Origin of the sequence: Jiella mangrovi (assembly GCF_017815135.1) — a bacterium.
GTDB lineage: Bacteria > Pseudomonadota > Alphaproteobacteria > Rhizobiales > Rhizobiaceae > Jiella > Jiella mangrovi.
Map to the genome: position 1 here is coordinate 1 of NZ_JAGJCF010000028.1, position 21,422 is coordinate 21,422.

Genomic DNA, 21,422 nt, shown 5'->3' on the forward strand with positions numbered 1-21,422 from the left:
CGCCTGGGCAAGTTCGTCGGTCTCGGTTGACAGCGTCTGCGCGGCGGCGGTCGATTCCTCCACCATCGCGGCGTTCTGCTGGGTCACCTTGTCCATCTGGTCGGCCGCACTCGAGACTTCGCGAAGGCTCGTCGCCTGCTCCCGCGCACTGTCGGCGATCCGCGCCACGACCTCGGCCATGCCCGCGACCTCGGCGACGATCTCGTCCAGCGACTTGCCCGATGCCGTCACCAGCGTCACACCCTTCTCGACCTGTTCCGACGAGGCGTTGATCAGGCCCTTGATCTCTTTCGCCGCTTCCGCCGAGCGCTGGGCGAGTGCCCGAACTTCCTGGGCGACCACCGCAAAGCCCTTGCCGGCTTCGCCAGCCCGCGCCGCCTCGACGCCGGCATTCAGCGCCAGGAGGTTGGTCTGGAAGGCGATCTCGTCGATCACGCCGATGATCTGGCTGATCTGCTGGGACGAGCCCTCGATCTCGCTCATCGCCGTCACCGCCTGGGCGACGATCTCGCCGCCCTTTGCGGCCTTCTGGCGGGCGGATTCGGCCGTCTGGCGCGCCTTGCCGGCATCTTCCGCCGTCGAATTGACGCCGCTCGACACCTCGCCGAGCGCCGCGACGGTCTGCTCAAGCGAGGCCGCCTGCTGCTCGGTGCGCTGCGCCAGATCGCTGGAGGCCACGGTGATCTCGCCGAGCCCGGTGCGGATCGTGCCGATCGTGCCGACGACACGTCCGATCGCCGCTTCCAGCTCCTCGACCGAGCCGTTGAACTTGGCCTTGATCGGCTCGAATTCCGGCGCCACCTTGCCCGACATGCGAACCGTCAGGTCACCCGAGGACAGACGGTCGAAGCTCGCATCGACGACGCCCATGAACTCGCGCAGGTCCTCGGCCTTGGCGTGTTCGAGATCGGCCTGGCGCTGCCTCGCCTCCTCGTCACTGACACGAGCGGCCTCGGCCTGGCGTTCCAGCCGATCGCGCTCGATCCCCTGTTCCTTGAACACCGCCACGGCACCCGCCATCCTGCCGATCTCGTCGCCCCGGCCGAGATGCGGTATGTCGACCGACTTGTCGCCGTCCGCAAGGCTCGTCATGATCCGGGTGACTTCGCGGATCGGGCCGGTCACGCTGCGCTTCAGGAAAAACACCACGGTGCCGACGACCGCCGCAGCAATCGCGAGACCGATGAGGATCGCCGCCGTCATCCGCTCCGACATGGCAGCCTTGACGGAAGAGGTCTGGGTTGCTGTCACCAGCGTGCCGACCGGATTTTTGCTATTTCCGATCGGGGTGGCAATGACGATGTGATCGCCGACCCATCGGATGGTTCTCTCGGAGACGTCGTTTCCATAGGCCGACAGATCACCGAGATTGTTCAGTCCCGGTGTCGAAAAGCTCGTCAGCGCCTCTCCATCTCGATTGAGGACCAGAATATCGGAGAGTTCGTTGGTTTGGCTCTTCACCAGCTCGGCATAAACGCCGGCAACGACGTCGGCCTTGCCCCATTTCACGCCACCCGCCATCTGATCGGCCATCAGGCTGGTCTCGGTTTTCGCCTTGTCCTCGATCGCGCTGTCGAGCATCGATTGCAGCTGTGCGAGCTCGAGGCCGACGAGAACGACGATGCCGAGGACCACCGGGATCGCGGTCACGAGCGCAGCCTTCAGGCTCAGGGAGATCGACTTGCGAGCGGGGAGCTGGGTGGTCATGGGGGCAAGGCCTCTCTTTGGTGGCTTCCGCGATCAGAGCTCGAGCATGTCGAGATTGATGCCGACGGTTGCGGCACCGATCGGCTGGCTCGTCTCGGGATCGACGATCGTGAAGCTCGCCTGTGACTGCAGCATCTGCGTCGATTCGTCCTGTTCGATTTCGTCGACGAAGACAGTCTCCCCGCCGGTGCCATAGGTCTTCTGCCACTTGGCCTCGTCGCCCTGCCAATAGTCGGATGTCGGGTCGCTCTGCGCGACGTTCAGTCCGTGGGAGTCCATCACGAAGACTTCCGTGATCAGGCCGCCGGCCTCGTCACGGACTTTCTTGAGATAGTCCGAGGCCGGGGAATTCAGGGCCCCGTCGACCATCTCGCCGCCGCCGGCGCCAACCTCGGACCGCCACTTCTGGTCGAGATTGTCCACATCGGACTGGGAGAGATTCTGGTTGGCTTCGTTCTGGGCCTTGATGGCGGCGATGATGGTGGGATCGTTCAGCGCTGCCTTCAGCTTGGAATTGACGAGCTCGTTGATCGGAGCGACGTGCGGCTCCTGCGCCGACGCCGGCTGAACGAAGACGTATCCTGCCAGTGCGAAAGGCAGCGCGTGGGCGACAATGCGTGAAATTTTCATCGTGGTCTTTCTCCCAGGACGTTCTGATAGGGGAACTGCCGAATCGCCCGGCGAGACGGCCAGAACGTTATACTGTTGATACTCGACCAAGAAAATGAATATATCTTTTACTCGTGACAATAGACTTAGATATATAATAAATATGCGATCGTCTGCGAGATTTATACTGGAGTAATATTATTATCTGCAAATCAGATCATTTCCGAAAGGAACAATCGGCTCCCGTCATGCCCCGCGCGCCCGCATGATCGCCTTCGGCAAAGCGATCCGGGGAGGCGCCGACCCCGCCAGGTATGGCAGCGGCAAGAAAGGCGCATGACGGGCCCCGCTCATCGAGGCAGCGCAGGCCAGATGGCGAGGCGCCTTATGCACGTCCCATGGCTTCCGCCACGCATGGCCGGACACACAGCCCCCCCCCGGGGCAGGCAGCAGGTTGCCTCGGCTTCCTCGCGACGGCGCCGGATCAGGCCATGTACCAGCCATGACTCGGCACGATCGACTGGCCTGTCAAAGCATTCGACTTGAAGCTTGCAAGAAACAGAGCGACGTCGGCGACGTCCTGCATGGTGGTAAACTCCTGATCCACCGTCTCGCCCAGCATGATCTTGTTGACGACGTCGTCTTCGGAAATACCGAGATTCTCCGCCTGTTCGGGGATCTGCTTTTCGACCAGCGGCGTCTTCACGAAGCCGGGGCAGATCGTGTTGGAGCGGACGCCGTGCTTTGCGCCTTCCTTGGCCATCACCCGCGACAGGCCCAGAATGCCGTGCTTGGCGGCGACATAGGCGGTCTTGAGGGCCGAGGGCTCATGGCTGTGCACCGAGCCCATATAGATCAGCGAGCCGGATTTCTGCGGATACATGTGTTTCACGCAGGCCTTGGTCAGAAGGAACGATCCGTCGAGATGGATCGTCACCAGCTTGCGGAACTCGGCGTAGGGAAATTCCTCGATCGCATGGACGATCTGGATGCCGGCATTGGAGACCATCGTGTCGATGCGGCCGAACTGCTTGGCCACCTGATCGACCCCGCGATTGACGGCGTCTTCGTCGGTGACGTCCATCTCGACGGCCATCGCCTCGCCGCCCCCGGCTTTCAGCTCGGCGACGACTTTGTCCGCGCCGTCCATATTGATGTCGCAGATCGCGACCTTGCCGCCCTCGCGCACGAAGGTCTCGGCGATGGTCTTGCCGATCCCGGAGCTCGCGCCTGTGACGACGGTCACGTTACCTTCCATCTGCATGGGTCTGATCCTTTGCTGTTCGCTCCTGCAGCAAATGGATGAAGCGCGACGCTGAGCAAGGTGGTTGGCCACCCTACAAATTCGTAACCCGGTGATACGCGTTTTCGTCTGGCCGCTTCCTTGTCCCCCGCTTGCCCTCCCCCTACCCCCCTGCCGAACGAAAAATGCCGACGGGGCTCTCCCCGTCGGCATCATGCGTTTTGAAGGCAGGTGTCGGTGATGCGCCCCGAAGGCGAGCGCTCAGAACTCGGCCCAGCTCTCGGACTGCGCCTCCGGCTTGCGTGCCGCGCCGCCAGCGCCGGTGGTGCGCATCTGGCGCACCGGCTGGGCGGACGGGCGCGCCGGCGACGCTGCTGGCGCGGTCGATGCCGGGGCTTTCGCGGCCCGCGACTGTGCCGTCTTGAAGCGCGCAATCGCGTTGGCGAGTTCCTCGGTCTCGGTCGAGAGCGTCTGGGCGGCGGCGGTGGATTCCTCCACCATCGCGGCGTTCTGCTGGGTCACCTTGTCCATCTGGTCGGCGGCGCCGGAAACCTCGCGCAGGCTCGTCGCCTGTTCGCGAGCGCTATCGGCGATCCGGGCGACGATCTCCGCCATCCCCGCCACCTCGGCGACGATCTCGTCGAGGCTCCTGCCCGACGCCGTCACCAGCTCGACGCCCTTTTCGACCTGCTCCGAGGACGCGGTGATCAGCCCCTTGATCTCCTTGGCCGCTTCCGCCGAGCGCTGGGCGAGCGCCCGCACTTCCTGGGCGACGACCGCAAAGCCCTTGCCGGCTTCGCCCGCCCGCGCCGCCTCGACGCCAGCATTCAGCGCCAGGAGGTTGGTCTGGAAGGCGATCTCGTCGATCACCGAGATGATCTGGGTGATCTGCTGGGACGAGCTCTCGATGCCGTTCATCGCGGTCACCGCCTGGGCGACGATCTCGCCGCCCCGTTCGGCCTTCTTGCGGGCCGTGTCGGCGCTCTGACGCGCTTCGCTCGCCCCGTCCGCGGTCTGGTTCACCGCGCTCGACACCTGGCTCAGCGCCGCGACGGTCTCTTCGAGATTGGCCGCCTGCTGCTCGGTGCGCTGGGCGAGATCGTTGGAGGCAACGGTGATTTCCGAAAGCCCGGTCCGGATCGTCCCGACCGTGCCGACCACCCGGCCGATCGCCGCTTCGAGCTCCTCGACCGAGGCGTTGAACTTCGCCTTGATCGGCTCGAACTCCGGCGCCACCTGGCCGCTCATGCGAACCGTCAGATCGCCGGAGGAGAGCCGCTCGAAGCTCGCATCGACGACGCCCATGAAGGCGCGAAGATCCTCGGCCTTGGTGTGTTCCAGATCGGCCTGTCGCTGCTTGGCCTCCGCCTGGCTGATGCGCGCCGCCTCGGCGTCATGCTCCAGCCTTTCGCGCTCGATCGCCTGATCCTTGAACACCTGCACTGCGCTTGCCATCTGGCCGATCTCGTCATGCCGGCCCTGTGCCGGAACCGCCACCGTCTTGTCGCCCGAGGCGAGACTGCGCATCGCTGTAGTCATCTGGTTTATCGGCCGCGCGATGGCGCGTGTGAGAAGAATGCCGAAGCCAAGAGCGGCGGCGACGGAGATCAGTGCACCGACCACGATCGTCACGGTGGCCGCCCAAATGGCGCTCGCGACCGTTTCGCTCGACGCCGCCATGTCCTCACGCCCCTTGGCCAGGGCTGCGTCGATGCCGTTCTCGATCGGCTCGATGAATTTGTCGGCGTCGCCGGAATTGAAGATCTTGAGCGCCGCAGGATAGGTCGCGTCGCTGCCGCCATTGGCGATCACCGGATCGGCGATTTTGCTCTGCCAGTCAGCCATCGCCTGCTTGAGCGAATCGTATTTTGCCGCGAACTCGCTGCCGGGACCCGCATGGTCTCTCAATGCGGCAAGCGCTGTTTCAAAACTCTGGTGGTGCTCTTTCACCCGCTTTGCGAAGTAGGGATCGCGCGTGATCATGAAGCCGCGTAGCGAATTCTCCTGCCGGGCCAGGGCGAAGCGCGCGCTCACGGCGTCCTGGGTCAGAACGATGTTGTGATCCTTCTCCTTGGCACCGGCATCGACACCGCGGACGCTCCAGAAGATGGAGATTCCCATCACCAGCGCCACCAACGTCAGCGCAAAGAATGAATATGTAAGCTTAGTTGATATTTTCATTTTATTCCTCACCACCCCCGCGGTTTCCGGGGAAGATTCGCGACAGCACTTTCAGGATTTTCAGAGTGGCAAAAAAAATATAATTTGTTCTTTATTTTTCCTGCGGATTCACCCGCTTTACACATCATCTTTGCTATTTAAAGACGAATATCCCAGATCCTAACCCTTGAGTTACCAACTTTTTACACGCGGGAGGTAAGCGACGAAGCGACGGCGACCGAGAAAGGTCGCCGCCGTTGTTCCGGCAGATCGCCGCCTCAGCCGCCATAGCCACCCGGCGTCGGCGTCGTGACGATCACCGCCTCGCCGGCGGCAAGCACCGTCTGGTCGCAGCCGGCGAGTTCTTCCAGCGAACCGTCGAGACGCCGCACCTCGGTCCGCCCCATCTCGCCGGCCTCACCGCCGGAGATGCCCTTGGGCGGCAGGGTGCGGTGGGAGGACAGGATCGCGCAGTCCATTTCCTTGAGGAAGCGGATCGTCCGCTTCGTGCCGTCGCCACCACGCTTTTCGCCGCCGCCGCCCGAACCCTCGCGGATGTGGAAGTCCTCGAGCACGACGGGATAACGCATTTCGAGGATCTCCGGGTCGGTGAGCCGCGAGTTGGTCATGTGGACATGGACGCCCGAGGTGCCGGCAAAGCCGGTGCCGTCGTTCATCCGGCCGGCCGGCGAGCCCGAGCAGATGGTCTCGTAATACTGATAGCGCTCGTCGCCGAAGGTCAGGTTGTTCATCGTCCCCTCCGAATTGGCCAGCGCCTCGAAGGCGCCGAACAGCGCATTGGTGACGTGCTGGGACGTCTCGACGTTTCCGGCGACGACGGCCGCCGGATATTGCGGCTTCAGCATCGAGCCTTCCGGCACGACGATGGTCACCGGCCTGAGGCAGCCGGTATTCATCGGGATCGGCTTTTCCACCATCACCCGGAAGACGTAGAGCACGGCCGCGCGTGTCACCGGCTCGGGGGCGTTGAAGTTGTTCTCGACGGAGGGCGAGGTGCCGGTGAAATCGACGACCGCCTGGCGCTTGTCCCTGTCGATCGAGATCTTCACCTTGATCACCTGGCCGGTATCGGTCGGATAGTCGTAGGTGCAGTCGTCGAGGGTGGCGATCAGCTCGCGCACCGCTTCGGCCGCATTGTCCTGAACGAAATTCATATAGGCCTGGACGGTGTCGAGGCCGAAGGTCTCGACCATCCGGCGAAGCTCGGCGACGCCCTTCTCGTTGGCCGCGATCTGCGCCTTCAGGTCGGCGACGTTCTGGTCCGGATTGCGGGCCGGATACTGGTGGTCGGTGAGGACGCGGCGAAGCTCGTCCTCCTGAAACTCGCCCTCGTCGACGAGCTTCAGATTGTCGATCAGAACGCCCTCCTCGTCCACCTTCGTCGCCCGCGGCGTCATCGATCCCGGCGCGATGCCGCCGACATCGGCATGGTGGCCGCGCGAGGCGACGTAGAAGAGGATGCGGGGCTCGCCGCGCGTCTCGTTCCCCTCGCCCTTCGAGGCCGCCTGCGGCGGCACCTCAGGATGAGGGGAACCGCTTTCGCCGGCGCGATCCTCTCCCCGATGTCGGGCGCCGCCGTCTCCCGATCCCTCATCCTGAGGTGCCCGGTCGCCCTCGGGCGGGCGGGCCTCGAAGGGCGAGGGATCGCGCGCACCCTCCTCGAACACCGGCGTCACCACCGTGATGTCCGGCAGATGCGTTCCGCCATTATACGGCGCGTTGAGGGCGAAGACGTCGCCGGGGCGGATCCGGCCTTCGTTCTGGGCGATGATCGCCTCGACCGAGCGGTCCATGGAACCCAGATGCACCGGCATGTGCGGGGCATTGGCGACGAGCGCACCCTTGGCGTCGAAGACCGCGCAGGAAAAGTCCAGCCGCTCCTTGATGTTGACCGAGGACGCGGTGTTCTGCAGCGTCACGCCCATCTGCTCGGCGATCGACATGAAGAGGTTGTTGAAGACCTCCAAGAGCACCGGATCGGCGCCCTTGCCTTCCTCGCCACCGGAGGTGCCGAGGGCGGCAAGCCGGGGCTTTGCCTCGACGCGCTTCATGAGAACGTCGTTGTCGCCGGTCGTCTCGGCCGCCCAGCCGGGCTCGACGACGATGGTCTGGTTCGGCTCGACAATCAGCGCCGGGCCCTTGACCCTGGCGCCGGGGCCGAAATTCTCCCGCCGGATGATCGCCGCGTCGCGCGCCTCGCCATCGGTGAAGAAGCGGCCGGTCTCGGCATTGTCGGCCTCGAAGGGCTGCGCCTCGCCGGTCTCGCCCTCGGCGGTCTCCTTCGGCTTCTCCGAGGTCTCGACCGACACGGTCTCGACGGTGATCGCCCGGCCCGGATAGACGAAGCCGAACTGCGCCTTGTGCGCCGCTTCAAAGCCCTCGCGAGCCTTTTCCAGCGCGCCGTCATAGGCCACCGGCAAGGTGGTGTCGGTGCCGTCATAGCGAAGCTGCAGGAGGATCTCGGTGTCGTGGCCGCCCGGCGCGACGCCCTGCGCCTCGACCTCGGCCGTCGTTTCCTTCGACAAACGCTCGGCCAGCGCCTCGATCTCGGCTTTCGCCTCGTCCGAGAGGTTGGCGACGAGAGCCTGCGACCGGCTGGAAAACAGCGAGGACAGGCCGATGCCGTAGGCCGACAAGAGCCCCGACATCGGATGAACGAGAACGCTTTCCATCGACAGGCTGTCGGCGACGAGACAGGCATGCTGGCCGCCGGCGCCGCCGAAGGAATTGAGCAGGTATTTCGAGACGTCGTAGCCGCGCTGCACCGAGATCTTCTTGATGGCGTTGGCCATGTTCTCGACCGCGATGGTGAGGAACCCCTCGGCGATCGCTTCCGGCGAGCGCCCGTCGCCAAGCTCTCTCGCCAGCGCCTCGAACTTCTCGCGCACCACGGCGACGTCGAGCGGCTGGTCCTGGTTCGGCCCGAAGACCGCCGGGAAGAGCTCCGGCTTCAGCTTGCCGACCATGACATTGGCGTCGGTGACGGTCAGCGGCCCGCCCTTGCCATAGGCGGCCGGGCCGGGATTGGCGCCGGCCGAGGCGGGCCCGACCTGAAAGCGGCCCTGATCGACCGACAGGATCGAGCCGCCGCCGGCCGCGACCGTGTGGATGCGCAGCATCGGCGCCCGGATCCGGACACCGGCGACCTCCGAATCCAGCGCCCGCTCGTAGGAGCCGGCATAGTGGGTGACATCCGTCGAGGTGCCGCCCATGTCGAAGCCGATGACCTCTTCAAAGCCTGCCGCCTTCGCCGTCTCGGCCATGCCGACGACGCCGCCGGCGGGGCCCGACAGGATCGCGTCCTTGCCCTGGAACATCTCGGCCGCCGTCAGCCCGCCCGACGACATCATGAACTGCAGCGAGGGCGCGTCCTCGTCGCCGGTCTCGGCGCCGAGCGCCGCGGCCACCTTGTCGACATAACGGCGAAGGATCGGCGTCAGATAGGCGTCGACCACCGTGGTGTCGCCGCGCCCGACGAGCTTGACCAGCGGCGAGACCTCGTGGCTGACGGAAATCTGCGAAAAGCCGGCGTCTTCGGCGAGCTCTTTCGCCTTCGCCTCATGCTTGGGATAGCGCCAGGAATGCATGAAGACGATGGCGACGGCGTCGATGCCGTCGGCCTTGGCGGCTTTAAGCGCCTCCTTCGTCGCGGCCTCGTCGAGATCGGCCTCGACGGTGCCGTCGGCGAGCACCCGCTCGGGCACCTCGGCGACCCTCGCATAGAGCTGCTCGGGCAGGATGATCTCTTTCGCAAAGATGTCCGGCCGGGCCTGGTAGGCGATCTTCAAGGCGTCGCGGAAACCCTTGGTGATCAAAAGCAGAGTCTTGTCGCCCTTCCTTTCCAGAAGCGCGTTGGTGGCGACCGTCGTTCCCATCCGCACGGTGCCGATGCGCCCCGGCGAAATGGCGCCGCCGGTCTCGATCCCGAGCGTCTGGCGGATCCCCTCCAGCGCGGCGTCGTCGTAGACGCCGGGGTTTTCCGACAGGAGCTTCCTCGGATGCAGAGAGCCGTCCGGCGCCTTGCCGATGACGTCAGTGAAGGTGCCGCCGCGATCGATGAAGAAGTCCCACCGGCCGTCACGATCCGCCATGGCGCTGGACGCTGACTGTTTCTCTGCCTGCATGTTGGGCACCCTGCTCTTCATCTGATCATTTGTCGGCGATTTATCGATAGATTATCAACGTATTTGACGGAGCGCAAATTCCGTGGAAGTCTATCCGTCATCACAACACGGGAGACCAACATGAAGCATCTGCCGACCCTGTCACTTGCCGCCGGCGCTCTCATGCTGCCGGGCGCCGCCCTCGCCCAGACCGCCTGGGACATGCCGACCCCCTATCCGGAAGGCAATTTCCACGAAAAGAACATCGCGACATTCGTCGAAGAGGTGAATGGCGCGGCGGGCGATGCCGTCGCGATCACGGTTCACAACAACCAGTCGCTGATCAAGCATCCCGACATCAAGAACTCGGTGCGCGACGGCATCGTGCCGATCGGCGAGCTCTTGGTCTCGCGTCTTTCCAACGACAACCCGATCTTCGGCGTCGATTCCGTGCCCTTTCTGGCGACGAGCTACGAAGACGCCAAAAAGCTCTACGACGCCCAGAAGCCCTTCATGGAAGAGGCTCTCGGCAAGGAGGGGCTGAAGCTGCTGTTCTCGGTGCCGTGGCCGCCGCAGGGCCTCTACACCAAGCAGGACGTCACCCAGATGGGCGATCTTACGGGCAAGAGCTTCCGCGCCTACAACAAGTCGACCGAGGAACTGGCGAAAGCCGCCGGCATGATCCCGACCCAGATCGAGGCCTCCGACATTCCGACGGCATTCTCGACCGGCCGGGTCGAGGCGATGATGACCTCCCCCTCGACCGGCGTCGATTCCAAGGCTTGGGACTTCCTGACGAACTACTACACGATGAACGCCTGGCTGCCGCGCAACATGGTGATCGTCAACCAGCGCGCCTTCGACGCCCTGCCGAAGGAAGCCCAGGACGCCATCGAAAAGGCCGCTGCCGAAGCCGAGACGAGAGGCTGGGAAGCATCCGAGGAAGAGACCAAGCGCACGACGGACCTCTTGAAAGAGAACGGCATCAAGGTCGAAGCGCCTTCCGATGACCTGAAGTCCGGCTTCCAGAAAATCGGCGAGACGCTGACCGAGGAGTGGAAGAATTCGGCCGGCGATGCGGGCGAGAAGATCTTGAAGGCCTACGAAGGCTGAGGTCGCTTCCGGCGGGGTATGGCGGGTGACGCGGGTCTAGCGCCTGCGCCGCTCACCCCCCTCTGCCCTGCCGGGCATCTCCCCCACAAGGGGGGAGATTGATCTTGCTCCAACGCCCGCGCCTTTCGACTGACGCTTCAGCTTGCATCCGCTGTGAAGAGACGCAGCGCAGCAAAACCGCCGATCTCCCCCCTGGTGGGGGAGATGTCCGGCAGGACAGAGGGGGGCGCCCAAGGGCGCTGACCTGACCAGACTTCGGCACGATCAATCCCCCGACAACCCAGCGAGGCCCCATGCGACGCGCCCTCGACACGCTTTATCTCACGGCAGGATGGCTGGCAGCGCTCTGCCTCGTCGCCATTCTCGTCCTTGTCGGCCTTCAGGTGGGCGCACGGCTGGTCGACTGGGGGCTGACGGCGCTCGGAGCCGGGGCAACCGGCTTCTCCATTCCCGGTCTTGCCGAAATCGGCGGCTTCCTGCTCGGCGCCTCGACCTTTCTGGCGCTGGCCGACACGCTGGCAAAGAACGTCCACATCCGCGTCGATCTCCTGACCCAGCGCCTGCCCGAGCGGCCCCGGCAGATCCTCGACGGCATCGTCGCGCTTCTCGGCGCTGCGCTCGCCGCCTTCGCGACCTATGCGCTCGCCGCGCTGGCGATGAAGAGCCTGTCCTATGGCGACGTCTCCTACGGCCTCGTCGCGGTGCCGCTTGCCGTGCCCCAGGGTTGCCTCGCGGTCGGCCTTCTCGTCCTCACCATCGCCCTTGTCGACGAAGCCGCCAAGGCGTTTTCCGGCAACGACCCCGTTCATGGCGGCGGAGAGGGCATCTGATGGACATCTTCACCCTCTCTATCCTCCTCGTCGTCGTCCTCTTCGGCGCCCTCGCCCTCGGCCTGTGGGTGGCGCTCGCTTTGACGCTGACGGCCCTCGTCGCGCTCCTTTCGCGCCCAGCGCTTCCCGACGCGCAGATCCTCGCCACCTCCTTCTGGTCGGCCTCGACCTCCTGGGATCTGACCGCCCTGCCGATGTTCATCTGGATGGGCGAGATCCTGTTCCGATCCAAGCTCTCCGACGATCTCTTCGCTGGCCTCGCCCCGCTGATGCGCCGGCTGCCGGGCCGCCTCGTCCATGTCAACATCGTCGGCTGCGCGATCTTCGCCGCGATCTCCGGATCGTCTGCCGCAACGACGCAGACCATCGGCAAGATCTCGCTGCCGGAGCTGAAAAAGCGCGGCTATGGCGATCAGATCGCCATCGGCTCGCTCGCCGGCTCCGGCACGCTCGGCCTCCTGATCCCGCCCTCGATCATCCTGATCGTCTATGGCGCGGCGGTGGAGGAATCGATCTCGCGGCTCTTCATCGCCGGCGTCGTGCCGGGCATCCTGCTGGCGCTGCTCTTCATGGGCTATGTCGCCCTCGCCGCGACCATGAACCCCAAGCAGATGCCGGAAAATGCCGATGTGCTCGCCAAGGAAAGCCGGCTCGCCTCCGCGCTCCGCATCGCGCCGGCCGTCCTGCTCATCCTCGGCACCATCGGCTCGATCTATGGCGGCATCGCCTCGCCGACCGAGGCCGCAGTCATCGGCACGGTGCTCGCGCTGATCATCGCGAAGGCACAAGGGGGCCTCTCCTTCGCCGAGTTCAAGGACGGGCTGATGGCCGCGACCCGCGTCTCGGCGATGATCACCTTCATCCTCGCCGGTGCCGCACTCGTCACGACGGCGATGGGCTTCACCGGGCTGCCACGGGAACTGGCGAGCTGGATCGCCTCGCTCGACCTCTCTCCCTATGCCCTGCTCTTCGCCCTTACTCTGTTCTTCATGGTGCTCGGCTGCTTTCTCGACGGGATCTCGATGGTCGTGCTCACCACTTCGGTGATCATGCCGCTGGTCAATCAGGCGGGCTTCGATCTCGTCTGGTTCGGCATCTATCTCGTCATCGTCGTGGAGATGGCGCAGATCACGCCGCCGGTGGGCTTCAACCTCTTCGTCATCCAGGGGCTGACCGGACAGGACATCTTAAAGATCGCCAAGGCGACGGCGCCATTCTTTGGCCTCCTCGCTTTGATGGTGTTCCTGCTCGCCCTCTTCCCCGATCTGGCGCTGTTTCTGCCGCGCACGATGTTTTCCGGGAACTGACGATGAACGCCCGCAAGACCGATATCACCCCAACGATCGGCCCGATCGTCTCTTCCGCCCATCTCGCCGATGGCGCGGTGCCGGCCCTGTCGGAGGTCGAGTTCGGCATGATCCTGTCCGGCCACGCCTTCGAGCGCTGGATGGTCCGCTGCATGACGGCGGCGGGCGAACCGGGGCTGACGGCGACGGAAATCCTTGTCCTCCACACCGTCACCCATCGCGGCAAGCCCAAGCGCCTCGCCGACATCTGCCTGGTGCTCGGCATCGAGGACACCCATCTCGCCACCTATGCGATCAAGAAACTCGAGGCGAAGGGCCTTCTTTCCCGGGAAAAATCCGGCAAGGAAAGGCTGATCTCGGTGACCAAGGCCGGCGAGAAGGCCTGCGCCCGCTATCGCGAGCTGCGCGAGAGGATCCTCGTCGAGGGCATCGCCGAACTCGGCCTGTCGGCCGAACGCATGAGCGAGATCGCGCATCTCCTGCGGCTGCTGTCGGGCCACTACGACCAGGCAGCGCGCACGGCCGCCAGTCTGTGAAGATGTTTGGTGTTCACCGCCTTATGTTCTGCTCGAAAAGGACAAGGTGAGCCACACCATGTGCAATCTCTACTCCGTCACCAAGGGCCAGCAGGCGATCCGCGACTTCACCCGCGCGACGCAGGACAGGACCGGCAATCTGCCGCCGCTGCCCGGCGTCTTTCCCGACTATGCGGCCCCGGTTGTGCGCAATGGTGAGGGCGGGCGGGAACTGACCATGATGCGCTGGGGCATGCCCTCGCCGGCCTTCGTCCTGAAGAACCGCAAGGCCGACAGCGGCGTCACCAACATTCGCAACGTCAAGAGCCCGCACTGGCGGCGCTGGCTGGGCACCGAGCATCGCTGCGTCGTCCCCTTCACCAGCTTTTCCGAATATGAGGACCGGGCGGGAAAGAAGGTGCCGGTCTGGTTCGCCTTGTCGCCCGAGCGCCCGCTCGCGGTCTTTGCCGGCCTCTGGACGCAATGGACGAGCGTCAGGAAGGTCAAGGAGGGCGAGGTGACGGCAGATCTCTTCGGCTTCCTCACCTCGGATCCCAATGCCGAAGTCGGCCGTGTTCACCCCAAGGCGATGCCGGTGATCCTCACCGAGCCGGCCGAAATCGACCTCTGGCTGACCGCGCCCTGGGACGAGGCCTCGTCGCTCCAGCGGCCATTGCCGGACGGGGCGCTCGAAATCGTCGCCGAGGGCAGCCGGGAGGACGGTGCGGAGACCGCCGCCGAGCCCCTGCAGCCGCGCCTTCTGTAGGAAAAGGCCGCCAGACGGCCGAGGCGAAATGGTCGGCGACCGGTGGCGCTGCGGCCTCGGAGACGCTGGCACAAACCACCCTGCACGGCCCGCCGTCTGCGGGATCAATTGCAGTCGTGACGCATCGCGCGTTGACACGCAACGGGCTGCCGCGCATCAGGGAACCGATCAGTCAGCCATGCGAAGAGGCGGGATGGAATTCATGAGCGATACGATCATCCGCTCGGTCGAGCAGCTCGAGGGCCTCTACGGCGAGGTCTATGCCACGGCCTGGGCGAAGGAAATCGACCATCTCAACGCGGATTATCGCGCCCTGATCGAGGCCTCGCCCTTCGTTCTCGTCGCGAGCGTCGGGCCGGAGGGGCTGGACTGCTCGCCGCGCGGCGACCCGCCGGGCTTCGTCGCAATCGAGGACGACCGGACGCTGCTTCTGCCCGATCGCCTCGGCAACAACCGGGCCGACACGCTGACCAACATCATCCGCGATCCGCGCGTGGCGCTGTTGTTTCTCATTCCCGGCGTCGGCGAGACGCTGAGGGTCAGCGGCAAGGCGGAGATCGACACGGCCCCGGCACTGCTCGAACGCTTCGCGATGAACGGCAAGAACCCTCGCAGCGTGGTGCGCATCAAGATCGACAGCGTCTATTTCCAGTGCCAGAAAGCGCTGGCGCGGTCCGGTCTGTGGGACCCCTCCCGCCATGTCGCGCGCGGTGTCCTGCCGACGGCCGGCGACATGATCGGCGGCCTGGTCGAAGGCTTCGACAGCAAGAAATACGACGCGGACTATCCCGAACGGATGAAGCGCACGATCTACTGATGCCGCGCTTCCGGTGCCGGGCGACCGGATGGACGCCAGTGCACGACAGTCTCGTCGAACGGCGCATATCGAGTGCCTGACACTCCGGGATCAGGCGTCCGCTTTTATCGCGCTCGTCATGCTCGGGCCCCGTCCCGAGCATCCATTGCGCCGATTAAGCTTCTGTTTTGTCGAACGTTCCTGGATTCTCGGGACGGGGCCCGAGAATGACGAAGCGTCGAATGCTGCGCCTTCTCGATCAAGTCGTTGCCGGCCGTCGAGGATCGTGTCGTGCACCAAGGATGGACGCACAAAGAACGCTCTAACCTGTTTGATCTACGCATCGTTCGTTGAGCGCCGGGCGGAAAAGTGCAGGCCGTTCTTTCAAGGCGCCGGGCCCTCAGCGCTCGCGCCGCAGGCCCTTGGCCTTCAGCTCGTCGAGATAGCCCTGCCAGCGCGCGTCCTTCTCGCGTCCGAGTTCGGACAGGTAGCTCCAGGAGAAGAGCCCGGAATCGTGGCCGTCGGAAAACACGATCCTGATGGCGTAGTGACCGATCGGCTGGACATCGGCGATCTCGACGTCGCGCTTTCCCGACATGGTCTTGCGGTCTGCCTCGGAATGGCCGCGCACTTCGGCCGAGGGCGACAGGACACGCAGGAACTCTGCGGAGAATTCGTCCCCGGCGCCGTCCGTCCAGACGACCTTGAGCGTGCGCCTGTCCCTGGCGACCTTGATTTCGCTCGGCGCTTCGACCTTGGCATTCATCGCCGCGATATTCCTTCGTATCGGCGGGCCCACGCCTTTGCGTGTCGCTTTCCGATGACCCGATCGGCCATGGCGGCTTGACCCTACCCCCGGCCAATTCCACATTCAGCCTCAAGATTGCAAGCAGATGAGCCCCCGAAGGGAAGAATTCTTGAACATTGCCCGCGACATCGCCGAGCGCCCCGGCGCGACGACGGCTCCGTCTTCGCAGATGATCGATCCGTTCGGCCGGGCGATCACCTATCTGCGCATTTCGGTGACCGATCGCTGCGACTTTCGCTGCGTCTACTGCATGGCCGAGGACATGACGTTTCTGCCGAAGCGCGATCTCCTGACTTTGGAGGAGCTCGACCGGCTGGCCACCGCCTTCGTCGACAAGGGCGTGAAGAAGCTGCGGCTCACCGGCGGCGAACCGCTGGTCCGGCGCAACATCATGCATCTCATCCGCTCGCTGTCGCGCCATCTCGGCACGGGCGCCTTGGAAGAGCTGACGATCACCACCAACGGCTCGCAGCTCGAGCGCTTCGCATCCGAGCTCGCCGATTGCGGCGTCAAGCGCATCAATGTCTCGCTCGATACGCTCGACGAGGTGAAGTTCAAGGCGATCACCCGCTGGGGCGATCTCGCCAAGGTGATGGCCGGCATTCGCGCGGCCCAGAAAGCCGGCATCAAGATCAAGCTCAATGCCGTTGCGCTCAAGGGCTTCAACGACGGGGAAATTCCCGAGATGCTGCGCTGGGCCCATGGCGAGGGCATGGACCTCACCTTGATCGAGACGATGCCGCTCGGCGAGATCGACGGCGACCGGACTGATCAGTATCTGCCGCTGTCTGCGGTTCGCGCCGGTCTCTCGGAGCGTTTCACGCTCGCCGACATCCCCTACAAGACCGGCGGGCCGGCCCGCTATGTCGAGGTGGAGGAGACCGGCGGCCGGCTTGGCTTCATCACGCCGCTGACCCACAATTTCTGCGAAAGCTGTAACCGCGTTCGCCTGACCTGCACCGGCACGCTGTATATGTGCCTTGGCCAGGAAGACGCGGCCGACCTCAGGACGCCGCTCAGAGCATCCGAGAGCAACGAACTCCTGTCGAACGCCATCGACGAGGCGATCGGCCGGAAACCGAAGGGACACGACTTCATTATCGATCGGGAGACGCGCAAACCGGCGGTCTCGCGACATATGAGTGTGACCGGAGGATAACATGCGGATATTGCGGCCAGTTTCGATCGCGGCGGCCGGTGGCCTCGCCGCGATGATTGCGGTCGGCGCGGCTGATGCCGGCCAGATCACCTACAAGAACGATCGTTTCGGGACGAAGGCGAGTTTTCCCTCAGAAGCCTTTCCCCAGAAGCTGCCGGCGCCCCTGGAAGGCGACGGGCTCGCCTGGGCCTCGCCCGAGGGCGCGCGGATCTTCATCTATGCCCGCGAAAATCGTGGCAACGAGACACCCCGATCGATCATTCGCGAGCGCGGCAAGATCGACGACGTCACCTATGATGCGTCGGGCCGCCGCTGGGCGGTGGTGTCGGGCTATCGCGACGGCCAGATCTTCTATGAGCGCTACATCTTTCGCGGCAACCTCATCCACTCGGTCGCCATCCACTATCCGAAAGACCAGCGCGCGACCTACGACAAGCTGGTCGGCCCGGTCACGAAGACATTGAGAGGCCCGGCGGGAAGCTGAGGCTGGATCGCCGCGAGCGCGCTTCGCGGCTCCACGGGCGAACCGGCTACCCCTTCTTCGAAGCAAGCGGTTTCGGCCGCCACAAGCGAATGCCGGCCGAGCTTTGCTTGCGGCCCTCCTCGGATCGCTGCGGACGTTCGGCCGTCGCCAGCGCTTCGATCAGGTCACGGATTTCGTCCCAGTCCCGGTCGGAGCTGGGTGCAGCTTTGCTGGATTTCGCCTCGGCGGCGAGCTCAGCGTCGTGGATCGGCGGCCCGGATTTGTGCGCCAGCGAGGTTTTGAGCGCCGCCGACAGGCGGGTGGAAGCCGGATCAATCTCATTCCTGTCGGGCGCTTCCCTGCGCCGTGTCTCCTCGGCGGCTATCAGCGCATCGAGCGCGCGTCCAAGGCCCGCGACCTTGGCGACGGTTCCGCCCGTAACCGGTGGGCCGTCGGCTTGGTCGGGACCTGCGCTCGACACCTGATCTTCGACGGCATCGTCCGGCTTTCGCCGCGCGCGCCGACGCCGCTGCTGCTCGGTGGCATCACCGAGCTCACGCCGATGCTCTTTCGACGCATAGCCGCCAAGAACTGCGGTGACGGCAGATAAGTTAAACGTCATCGCTCCTTCTCCCAACACGCATGAGGAAGAATTCTCAGGCGGAAACAACGACGATTTCCTTCGATTCAACAGTATAATTTTATCAAAATCCCGCCCACCTGACAGTTCTCTCGATTTTGTGATTGCGCTCGCCCTCCCAGACGCTACGGCACTCGCGGAAACAGGGGTGAAGCGGTCAGGTGGCTCGTCCGTCGCCCTTGCCCCGGCGCCGCTTGCAGGACATCTTGCCCACGCATGGAACCGGTGACGCCCTGTCGCCGAGCATGGCAGCCGAGCATGGCAGACGGACAGGCGCAAAGACCCGGACATGACAGCATTTCGCGAAACGCAATCGTCGGGCGCAAATCTCGCCGTGCGACGGCCGATGCTGGCGACCCTGATGATCGCATCGGCGGTCTCGCCCCTGGCGATCAACATTTTCATTCCCTCGATGGCGTCGATCGCCCGCGATCTCCTCGCCGAGGAGGCGATCGTCGGCCTCGGCCTGTCGCTCTATCTCGCCGCGACCGCCTTCATCCAGCTCCTCGCGGGGCCGCTGTCCGATCGCTACGGCCGAAGGCCGGTGATCATCGGCGGCATGGTCCTGTTCATGGCCGGCACCGTCATGTGCGTGCTCGCGGAAGGCGTCTGGCTGTTCCTCGCCGGCCGTGTCGTCCAGGCGGCGAGCGCGACCGGCATCGCCCTGTCACGGGCGATCGTGCGCGACGTCTATGAGCGCCAACGCGCCGCCGCGATGATCGGCTACGTCACCATGGGGCTTGCCGTTGCCCCGATGATCGGGCCGTTGATCGGCGGGACGATCGACACCGCATTCGGCTGGCGCATGGTGTTCTGGCTGCTCGCGGGGATAGGCGCTCTCACCCTCGGCCTGCTCTTTGCCGATCTTTCCGAAACCAATCCCGAACGCGGCAAGCCGATCCGCGAGCAGTTCAAGAATTACGGCGAACTCTTCGCTGCGGGCGCCTTTTGGAGATACGCCTTCGTTTCCGCGCTGATCTCGGCGGTGTTCTTCGCCTTTCTGGGCGGCGCGGCCTTCGTCGCGGTGAATGTGCTCGGCATGACGCCCGCCGGCTACGGCCTGTGGTTCGCCCTGTGCGCCGGCGGCTACATCCTCGGCAATTTCCTCACCGCCCAGCTCTCCGAAAAGCTCGGAATCAAGACGCTGATGGTGGCCGGCAGCGCCATATCAATGAGCGCCGCCCTCGTCTCCTCGGGCGCCATCGCCTTTGGCTGGCTCGCGCCGCTCACGGTCTTCGGGCCGATGTTCTTCGTCGGCATCGGCAACGGCCTGGCAACCCCCACATCGACCGCCGGCGGCGTCAGCGTCGTGCCCCATGCGGCGGGGGCTGCCGCCGGCATGCTCGGCGCGCTGCAGATCGGCATGGGGGCGCTCGCCTCCTTCGCCGCCTCGCTCGTCGCGACACGCTACGGTGGGCCGCTCGGCCTGTTCGCCCTGATGTCGGCCTTCGGCTTCGGCTCGCTGATGGTTGCCTCGTCGGCGCGGCGTGCCTCCACTGCCTGATGAGGCCGGCGGGCCTCATCCTCGCCGGCGGGCGCGGCAGCCGAATGCGCGGCACCGTGCCCAAACCGCTGATCGCCTTGGCAGGCCGGCCGCTGATCGCTCACGTGATTGAGCGGATCGGCGCCCGAACCTCGTCGATCATCCTCGCAGCCCCTCGCGGCGCCGGCTACGAGCGCTTCGCCCATCCGCTCGCTCCGGATCTGAGGCCGGGACTGCCCGGCCCCCTCGCCGGCATCGAGGCCGGGCTGGCCGCGATCGCGACGCCCGGCCCCCATGGCGCTGAAACGCCCCGCCATTGCCTCGTCGTGCCAGGAGACACGCCATTCCTGCCACGTGATCTTCTGGAGCGCCTCTCGCCCCATCTCGGCGAGCGCCCGGTCGTCGCCGCCTTTGCGGGCCGGCTGCAGCCAGCGACGGGGCTGTGGCCGCTGTCGCGACTGCCGGATCTCAGCCGCTGGCTCGACGAGGGCAAGCCCCTGGCGATCCGCGCCTTTCTGGAAAGCAGCGGTTTTGCGGCGGTCGAGATCGAGCCCACGGCCACATCTCCGGGCAGCGATCCGTTCTTCAACGTCAACACGCCGGACGATCTTTCAGTCGCCGAAACCTTCTTGCAGCTGAAATCAGAGAGCTGAGAGCGCCCGCCGCGCGGCAATCCTTTGTGGCCAAAGGACAAACGGCAGTTGCTTTCCGCTTTCGAAAAATGGCAGCATGCCTTCCGACCAAGCATGCTCATTCACGCGGCAGCGACGCTGCCGCGTCGGGCTGGTTTCATAAAAGACAACTGCGTCCTGACGACAAAGGAATTTCCATGCGTATAGCCCGATCATTCGCTCTCGCCGCCGCCATGTCGGCGCTTCTCGCCGGCGCCGCCGTGGCGCAGGAGAGCGACGCCGACAAGGACTGGTCGACCGTCAGGATCGGCACGGAAGGCGCCTATCCGCCCTTCAACTTCCTCGACGCCTCGGGCGAGCTCAAGGGCTTCGACGTCGACATCGCCAAGGCGCTCTGCGATCAGATGAAGGTGGAATGCACCTTTGTGACCCAGGATTGGGACGGCATGATCCCGGCGCTGCAGAACGGCAATTTCGACGCCATCGTCGCCTCGATGTCGATCACGCCGGAGCGCGAGGAACAGATCGCCTTCACCAACAAATACTACAACACCCCGCCGGCGATCGCCGTGCCGAAGGATTCGGAGATCACCGAGGCGACCGACGCGGCGCTGACCGGCAAGCAGATCGGCGCTCAGGTCTCGACGACTCATGCGCGCGCCGCTGCCGCACTGTTCCCCGATGCTGAAATCCGTCAATATCCGACCGCCGAGGAATACAAGCTCGACATCGAGAACGGCCGGCTCGACGCCGTGATGGACGACGTCGTCGTTCTCGACGAATGGGTGAAGAGCGACGCGGGCGCCTGCTGCAAGATCCTCGGCACGCTGCCGGCCGATCCCCAGATCTATGGCAAGGGCGTCGGGGTCGGCCTCAGGAAGGGCGACGACAAGCTGAAGGAAATGTTCAACCAGGCGATCGTCGCGATCCGCGAAGACGGCACTTACAAGAAGATCCAGGACAAGTATTTCGACTTCGACGTCTATGGCGCCGATCCGGCCGCGCAGTGACGCGCGAAGCAGGATAGCGTGTCGAACGGGCCGCTCTCGCCGCGCGAGGGCGGCCCT

Annotated in this window: 18 protein-coding genes; 11 read left to right on the top strand and 7 right to left on the bottom strand. The window is 64.8% G+C overall.

Annotated elements, in window-relative coordinates; translation table 11 throughout:
* From J6595_RS21795 to J6595_RS21815, 5 genes are all read right to left on the bottom strand, one after another.
* The coding region (locus J6595_RS21795; RefSeq protein ID WP_209597745.1) for a methyl-accepting chemotaxis protein at positions 1-1,707 on the bottom strand (1,707 nt) is incomplete at its 3' end.
* A 33-nt stretch (positions 1,708-1,740) separates the two neighbouring features.
* On the bottom strand, positions 1,741-2,337 hold the full coding sequence (locus J6595_RS21800; RefSeq protein WP_209597747.1) for a hypothetical protein: 597 nt from the start codon (positions 2,335-2,337) through the stop codon (positions 1,741-1,743).
* A 463-nt stretch (positions 2,338-2,800) separates the two neighbouring features.
* Positions 2,801-3,580: a 3-hydroxybutyrate dehydrogenase gene (locus tag J6595_RS21805; RefSeq protein ID WP_209597749.1), complete on the bottom strand. Its 780-nt coding sequence runs from the start codon at positions 3,578-3,580 to the stop codon at positions 2,801-2,803.
* Between the two features lie 240 nt (positions 3,581-3,820).
* Positions 3,821-5,740, bottom strand: a complete 1,920-nt coding sequence (locus J6595_RS21810; protein ID WP_209597751.1) for a methyl-accepting chemotaxis protein — start codon at positions 5,738-5,740, stop codon at positions 3,821-3,823.
* Positions 5,741-5,997: 257 nt separating this feature from the next.
* Complete coding sequence (locus tag J6595_RS21815; protein ID WP_245199045.1) at positions 5,998-9,864, bottom strand: hydantoinase B/oxoprolinase family protein; 3,867 nt, start codon at positions 9,862-9,864, stop codon at positions 5,998-6,000.
* Between the two features lie 120 nt (positions 9,865-9,984).
* Between J6595_RS21815 and J6595_RS21820 the strand changes: the two genes are divergently transcribed.
* The 6 genes from J6595_RS21820 (at position 9,985) to J6595_RS21845 (ending at position 15,191) form a co-directional block, all read left to right on the top strand.
* Positions 9,985-10,956: a TRAP transporter substrate-binding protein gene (locus J6595_RS21820; protein ID WP_209597753.1), complete on the top strand. Its 972-nt coding sequence runs from the start codon at positions 9,985-9,987 to the stop codon at positions 10,954-10,956.
* A gap of 293 nt (positions 10,957-11,249) precedes the next feature.
* Positions 11,250-11,786 (top strand): TRAP transporter small permease, encoded by a 537-nt coding sequence (locus J6595_RS21825; protein WP_209597755.1) that lies wholly within the window; start codon positions 11,250-11,252, stop codon positions 11,784-11,786.
* On the top strand, positions 11,786-13,093 hold the full coding sequence (locus J6595_RS21830) for a TRAP transporter large permease (protein WP_209597757.1): 1,308 nt from the start codon (positions 11,786-11,788) through the stop codon (positions 13,091-13,093). The genes J6595_RS21825 and J6595_RS21830 overlap by 1 nt, the downstream gene beginning before the upstream one ends.
* A 2-nt stretch (positions 13,094-13,095) precedes the next feature.
* Positions 13,096-13,629 carry a winged helix DNA-binding protein gene (locus tag J6595_RS21835; protein ID WP_209597759.1) on the top strand — a complete coding sequence of 178 codons (534 nt, stop codon included), beginning with the start codon at positions 13,096-13,098 and terminating at the stop codon, positions 13,627-13,629.
* Positions 13,630-13,687: 58 nt separating this feature from the next.
* On the top strand, positions 13,688-14,374 hold the full coding sequence (locus tag J6595_RS21840) for an SOS response-associated peptidase (protein WP_209597807.1): 687 nt from the start codon (positions 13,688-13,690) through the stop codon (positions 14,372-14,374).
* Positions 14,375-14,576: 202 nt separating this feature from the next.
* The gene (locus tag J6595_RS21845; protein WP_209597762.1) at positions 14,577-15,191 is read left to right on the top strand and encodes a pyridoxamine 5'-phosphate oxidase family protein; all 615 of its coding nucleotides are present in this window, start codon (positions 14,577-14,579) and stop codon (positions 15,189-15,191) included.
* Positions 15,192-15,570: 379 nt separating this feature from the next.
* Here the strand turns inward: J6595_RS21845 and J6595_RS21850 are convergent, their stop codons facing one another.
* A complete protein-coding gene (locus J6595_RS21850; protein ID WP_209597764.1) occupies positions 15,571-15,936 on the bottom strand; it encodes a gamma-butyrobetaine hydroxylase family protein in 366 nt (121 codons plus the stop codon).
* A gap of 211 nt (positions 15,937-16,147) precedes the next feature.
* On the opposite strand from J6595_RS21850, the gene moaA reads away from it, so the two are divergent.
* Both moaA and J6595_RS21860 read left to right on the top strand, forming a co-directional pair.
* Complete coding sequence (gene moaA / locus J6595_RS21855; protein ID WP_245199071.1) at positions 16,148-17,137, top strand: GTP 3',8-cyclase MoaA; 990 nt, start codon at positions 16,148-16,150, stop codon at positions 17,135-17,137.
* 1 nt (position 17,138) lies between these two features.
* The gene (locus J6595_RS21860; RefSeq protein ID WP_209597768.1) at positions 17,139-17,621 is read left to right on the top strand and encodes a hypothetical protein; all 483 of its coding nucleotides are present in this window, start codon (positions 17,139-17,141) and stop codon (positions 17,619-17,621) included.
* 46 nt (positions 17,622-17,667) lie between these two features.
* Here the strand turns inward: J6595_RS21860 and J6595_RS21865 are convergent, their stop codons facing one another.
* A complete protein-coding gene (locus J6595_RS21865) occupies positions 17,668-18,270 on the bottom strand; it encodes a hypothetical protein (protein WP_209597770.1) in 603 nt (200 codons plus the stop codon).
* A gap of 259 nt (positions 18,271-18,529) precedes the next feature.
* On the opposite strand from J6595_RS21865, the gene J6595_RS21870 reads away from it, so the two are divergent.
* The 3 genes from J6595_RS21870 to J6595_RS21880 all read left to right on the top strand — a co-directional run bounded on the left by J6595_RS21870 (position 18,530) and on the right by J6595_RS21880 (position 21,365).
* Positions 18,530-19,744: a multidrug effflux MFS transporter gene (locus tag J6595_RS21870; RefSeq protein ID WP_245199047.1), complete on the top strand. Its 1,215-nt coding sequence runs from the start codon at positions 18,530-18,532 to the stop codon at positions 19,742-19,744.
* Entirely contained in the window at positions 19,744-20,376 is a 633-nt protein-coding gene (gene mobA / locus J6595_RS21875) for a molybdenum cofactor guanylyltransferase (RefSeq protein ID WP_280891690.1), read from the top strand. The genes J6595_RS21870 and mobA overlap by 1 nt, the downstream gene beginning before the upstream one ends.
* 176 nt (positions 20,377-20,552) lie before the next feature.
* Positions 20,553-21,365, top strand: a complete 813-nt coding sequence (locus tag J6595_RS21880; protein WP_209597772.1) for an ABC transporter substrate-binding protein — start codon at positions 20,553-20,555, stop codon at positions 21,363-21,365.
* Positions 21,366-21,422 lie beyond the last annotated feature (57 nt).

What these genes read in the sequence shown, in the direction of transcription:
- J6595_RS21880 (WP_209597772.1), top strand. Translation starts at nt 20,553, where the DNA reads ATGCGTATAGCCCGATCATTCGCTCTCGCCGCCGCCATGTCGGCGCTT.
- J6595_RS21805 (WP_209597749.1), bottom strand. Translation starts at nt 3,580, where the DNA reads ATGCAGATGGAAGGTAACGTGACCGTCGTCACAGGCGCGAGCTCCGGG.
- moaA (WP_245199071.1), top strand. Translation starts at nt 16,148, where the DNA reads ATGATCGATCCGTTCGGCCGGGCGATCACCTATCTGCGCATTTCGGTG.
- J6595_RS21850 (WP_209597764.1), bottom strand. Translation starts at nt 15,936, where the DNA reads ATGAATGCCAAGGTCGAAGCGCCGAGCGAAATCAAGGTCGCCAGGGAC.
- J6595_RS21815 (WP_245199045.1), bottom strand. Translation starts at nt 9,864, where the DNA reads ATGCAGGCAGAGAAACAGTCAGCGTCCAGCGCCATGGCGGATCGTGAC.
- J6595_RS21820 (WP_209597753.1), top strand. Translation starts at nt 9,985, where the DNA reads ATGAAGCATCTGCCGACCCTGTCACTTGCCGCCGGCGCTCTCATGCTG.
- J6595_RS21825 (WP_209597755.1), top strand. Translation starts at nt 11,250, where the DNA reads ATGCGACGCGCCCTCGACACGCTTTATCTCACGGCAGGATGGCTGGCA.
- J6595_RS21860 (WP_209597768.1), top strand. Translation starts at nt 17,139, where the DNA reads ATGCGGATATTGCGGCCAGTTTCGATCGCGGCGGCCGGTGGCCTCGCC.
- J6595_RS21830 (WP_209597757.1), top strand. Translation starts at nt 11,786, where the DNA reads ATGGACATCTTCACCCTCTCTATCCTCCTCGTCGTCGTCCTCTTCGGC.
- J6595_RS21835 (WP_209597759.1), top strand. Translation starts at nt 13,096, where the DNA reads ATGAACGCCCGCAAGACCGATATCACCCCAACGATCGGCCCGATCGTC.
- J6595_RS21800 (WP_209597747.1), bottom strand. Translation starts at nt 2,337, where the DNA reads ATGAAAATTTCACGCATTGTCGCCCACGCGCTGCCTTTCGCACTGGCA.
- J6595_RS21840 (WP_209597807.1), top strand. Translation starts at nt 13,688, where the DNA reads ATGTGCAATCTCTACTCCGTCACCAAGGGCCAGCAGGCGATCCGCGAC.
- J6595_RS21870 (WP_245199047.1), top strand. Translation starts at nt 18,530, where the DNA reads ATGACAGCATTTCGCGAAACGCAATCGTCGGGCGCAAATCTCGCCGTG.
- J6595_RS21810 (WP_209597751.1), bottom strand. Translation starts at nt 5,740, where the DNA reads ATGAAAATATCAACTAAGCTTACATATTCATTCTTTGCGCTGACGTTG.
- J6595_RS21845 (WP_209597762.1), top strand. Translation starts at nt 14,577, where the DNA reads ATGAGCGATACGATCATCCGCTCGGTCGAGCAGCTCGAGGGCCTCTAC.
- mobA (WP_280891690.1), top strand. Translation starts at nt 19,744, where the DNA reads ATGAGGCCGGCGGGCCTCATCCTCGCCGGCGGGCGCGGCAGCCGAATG.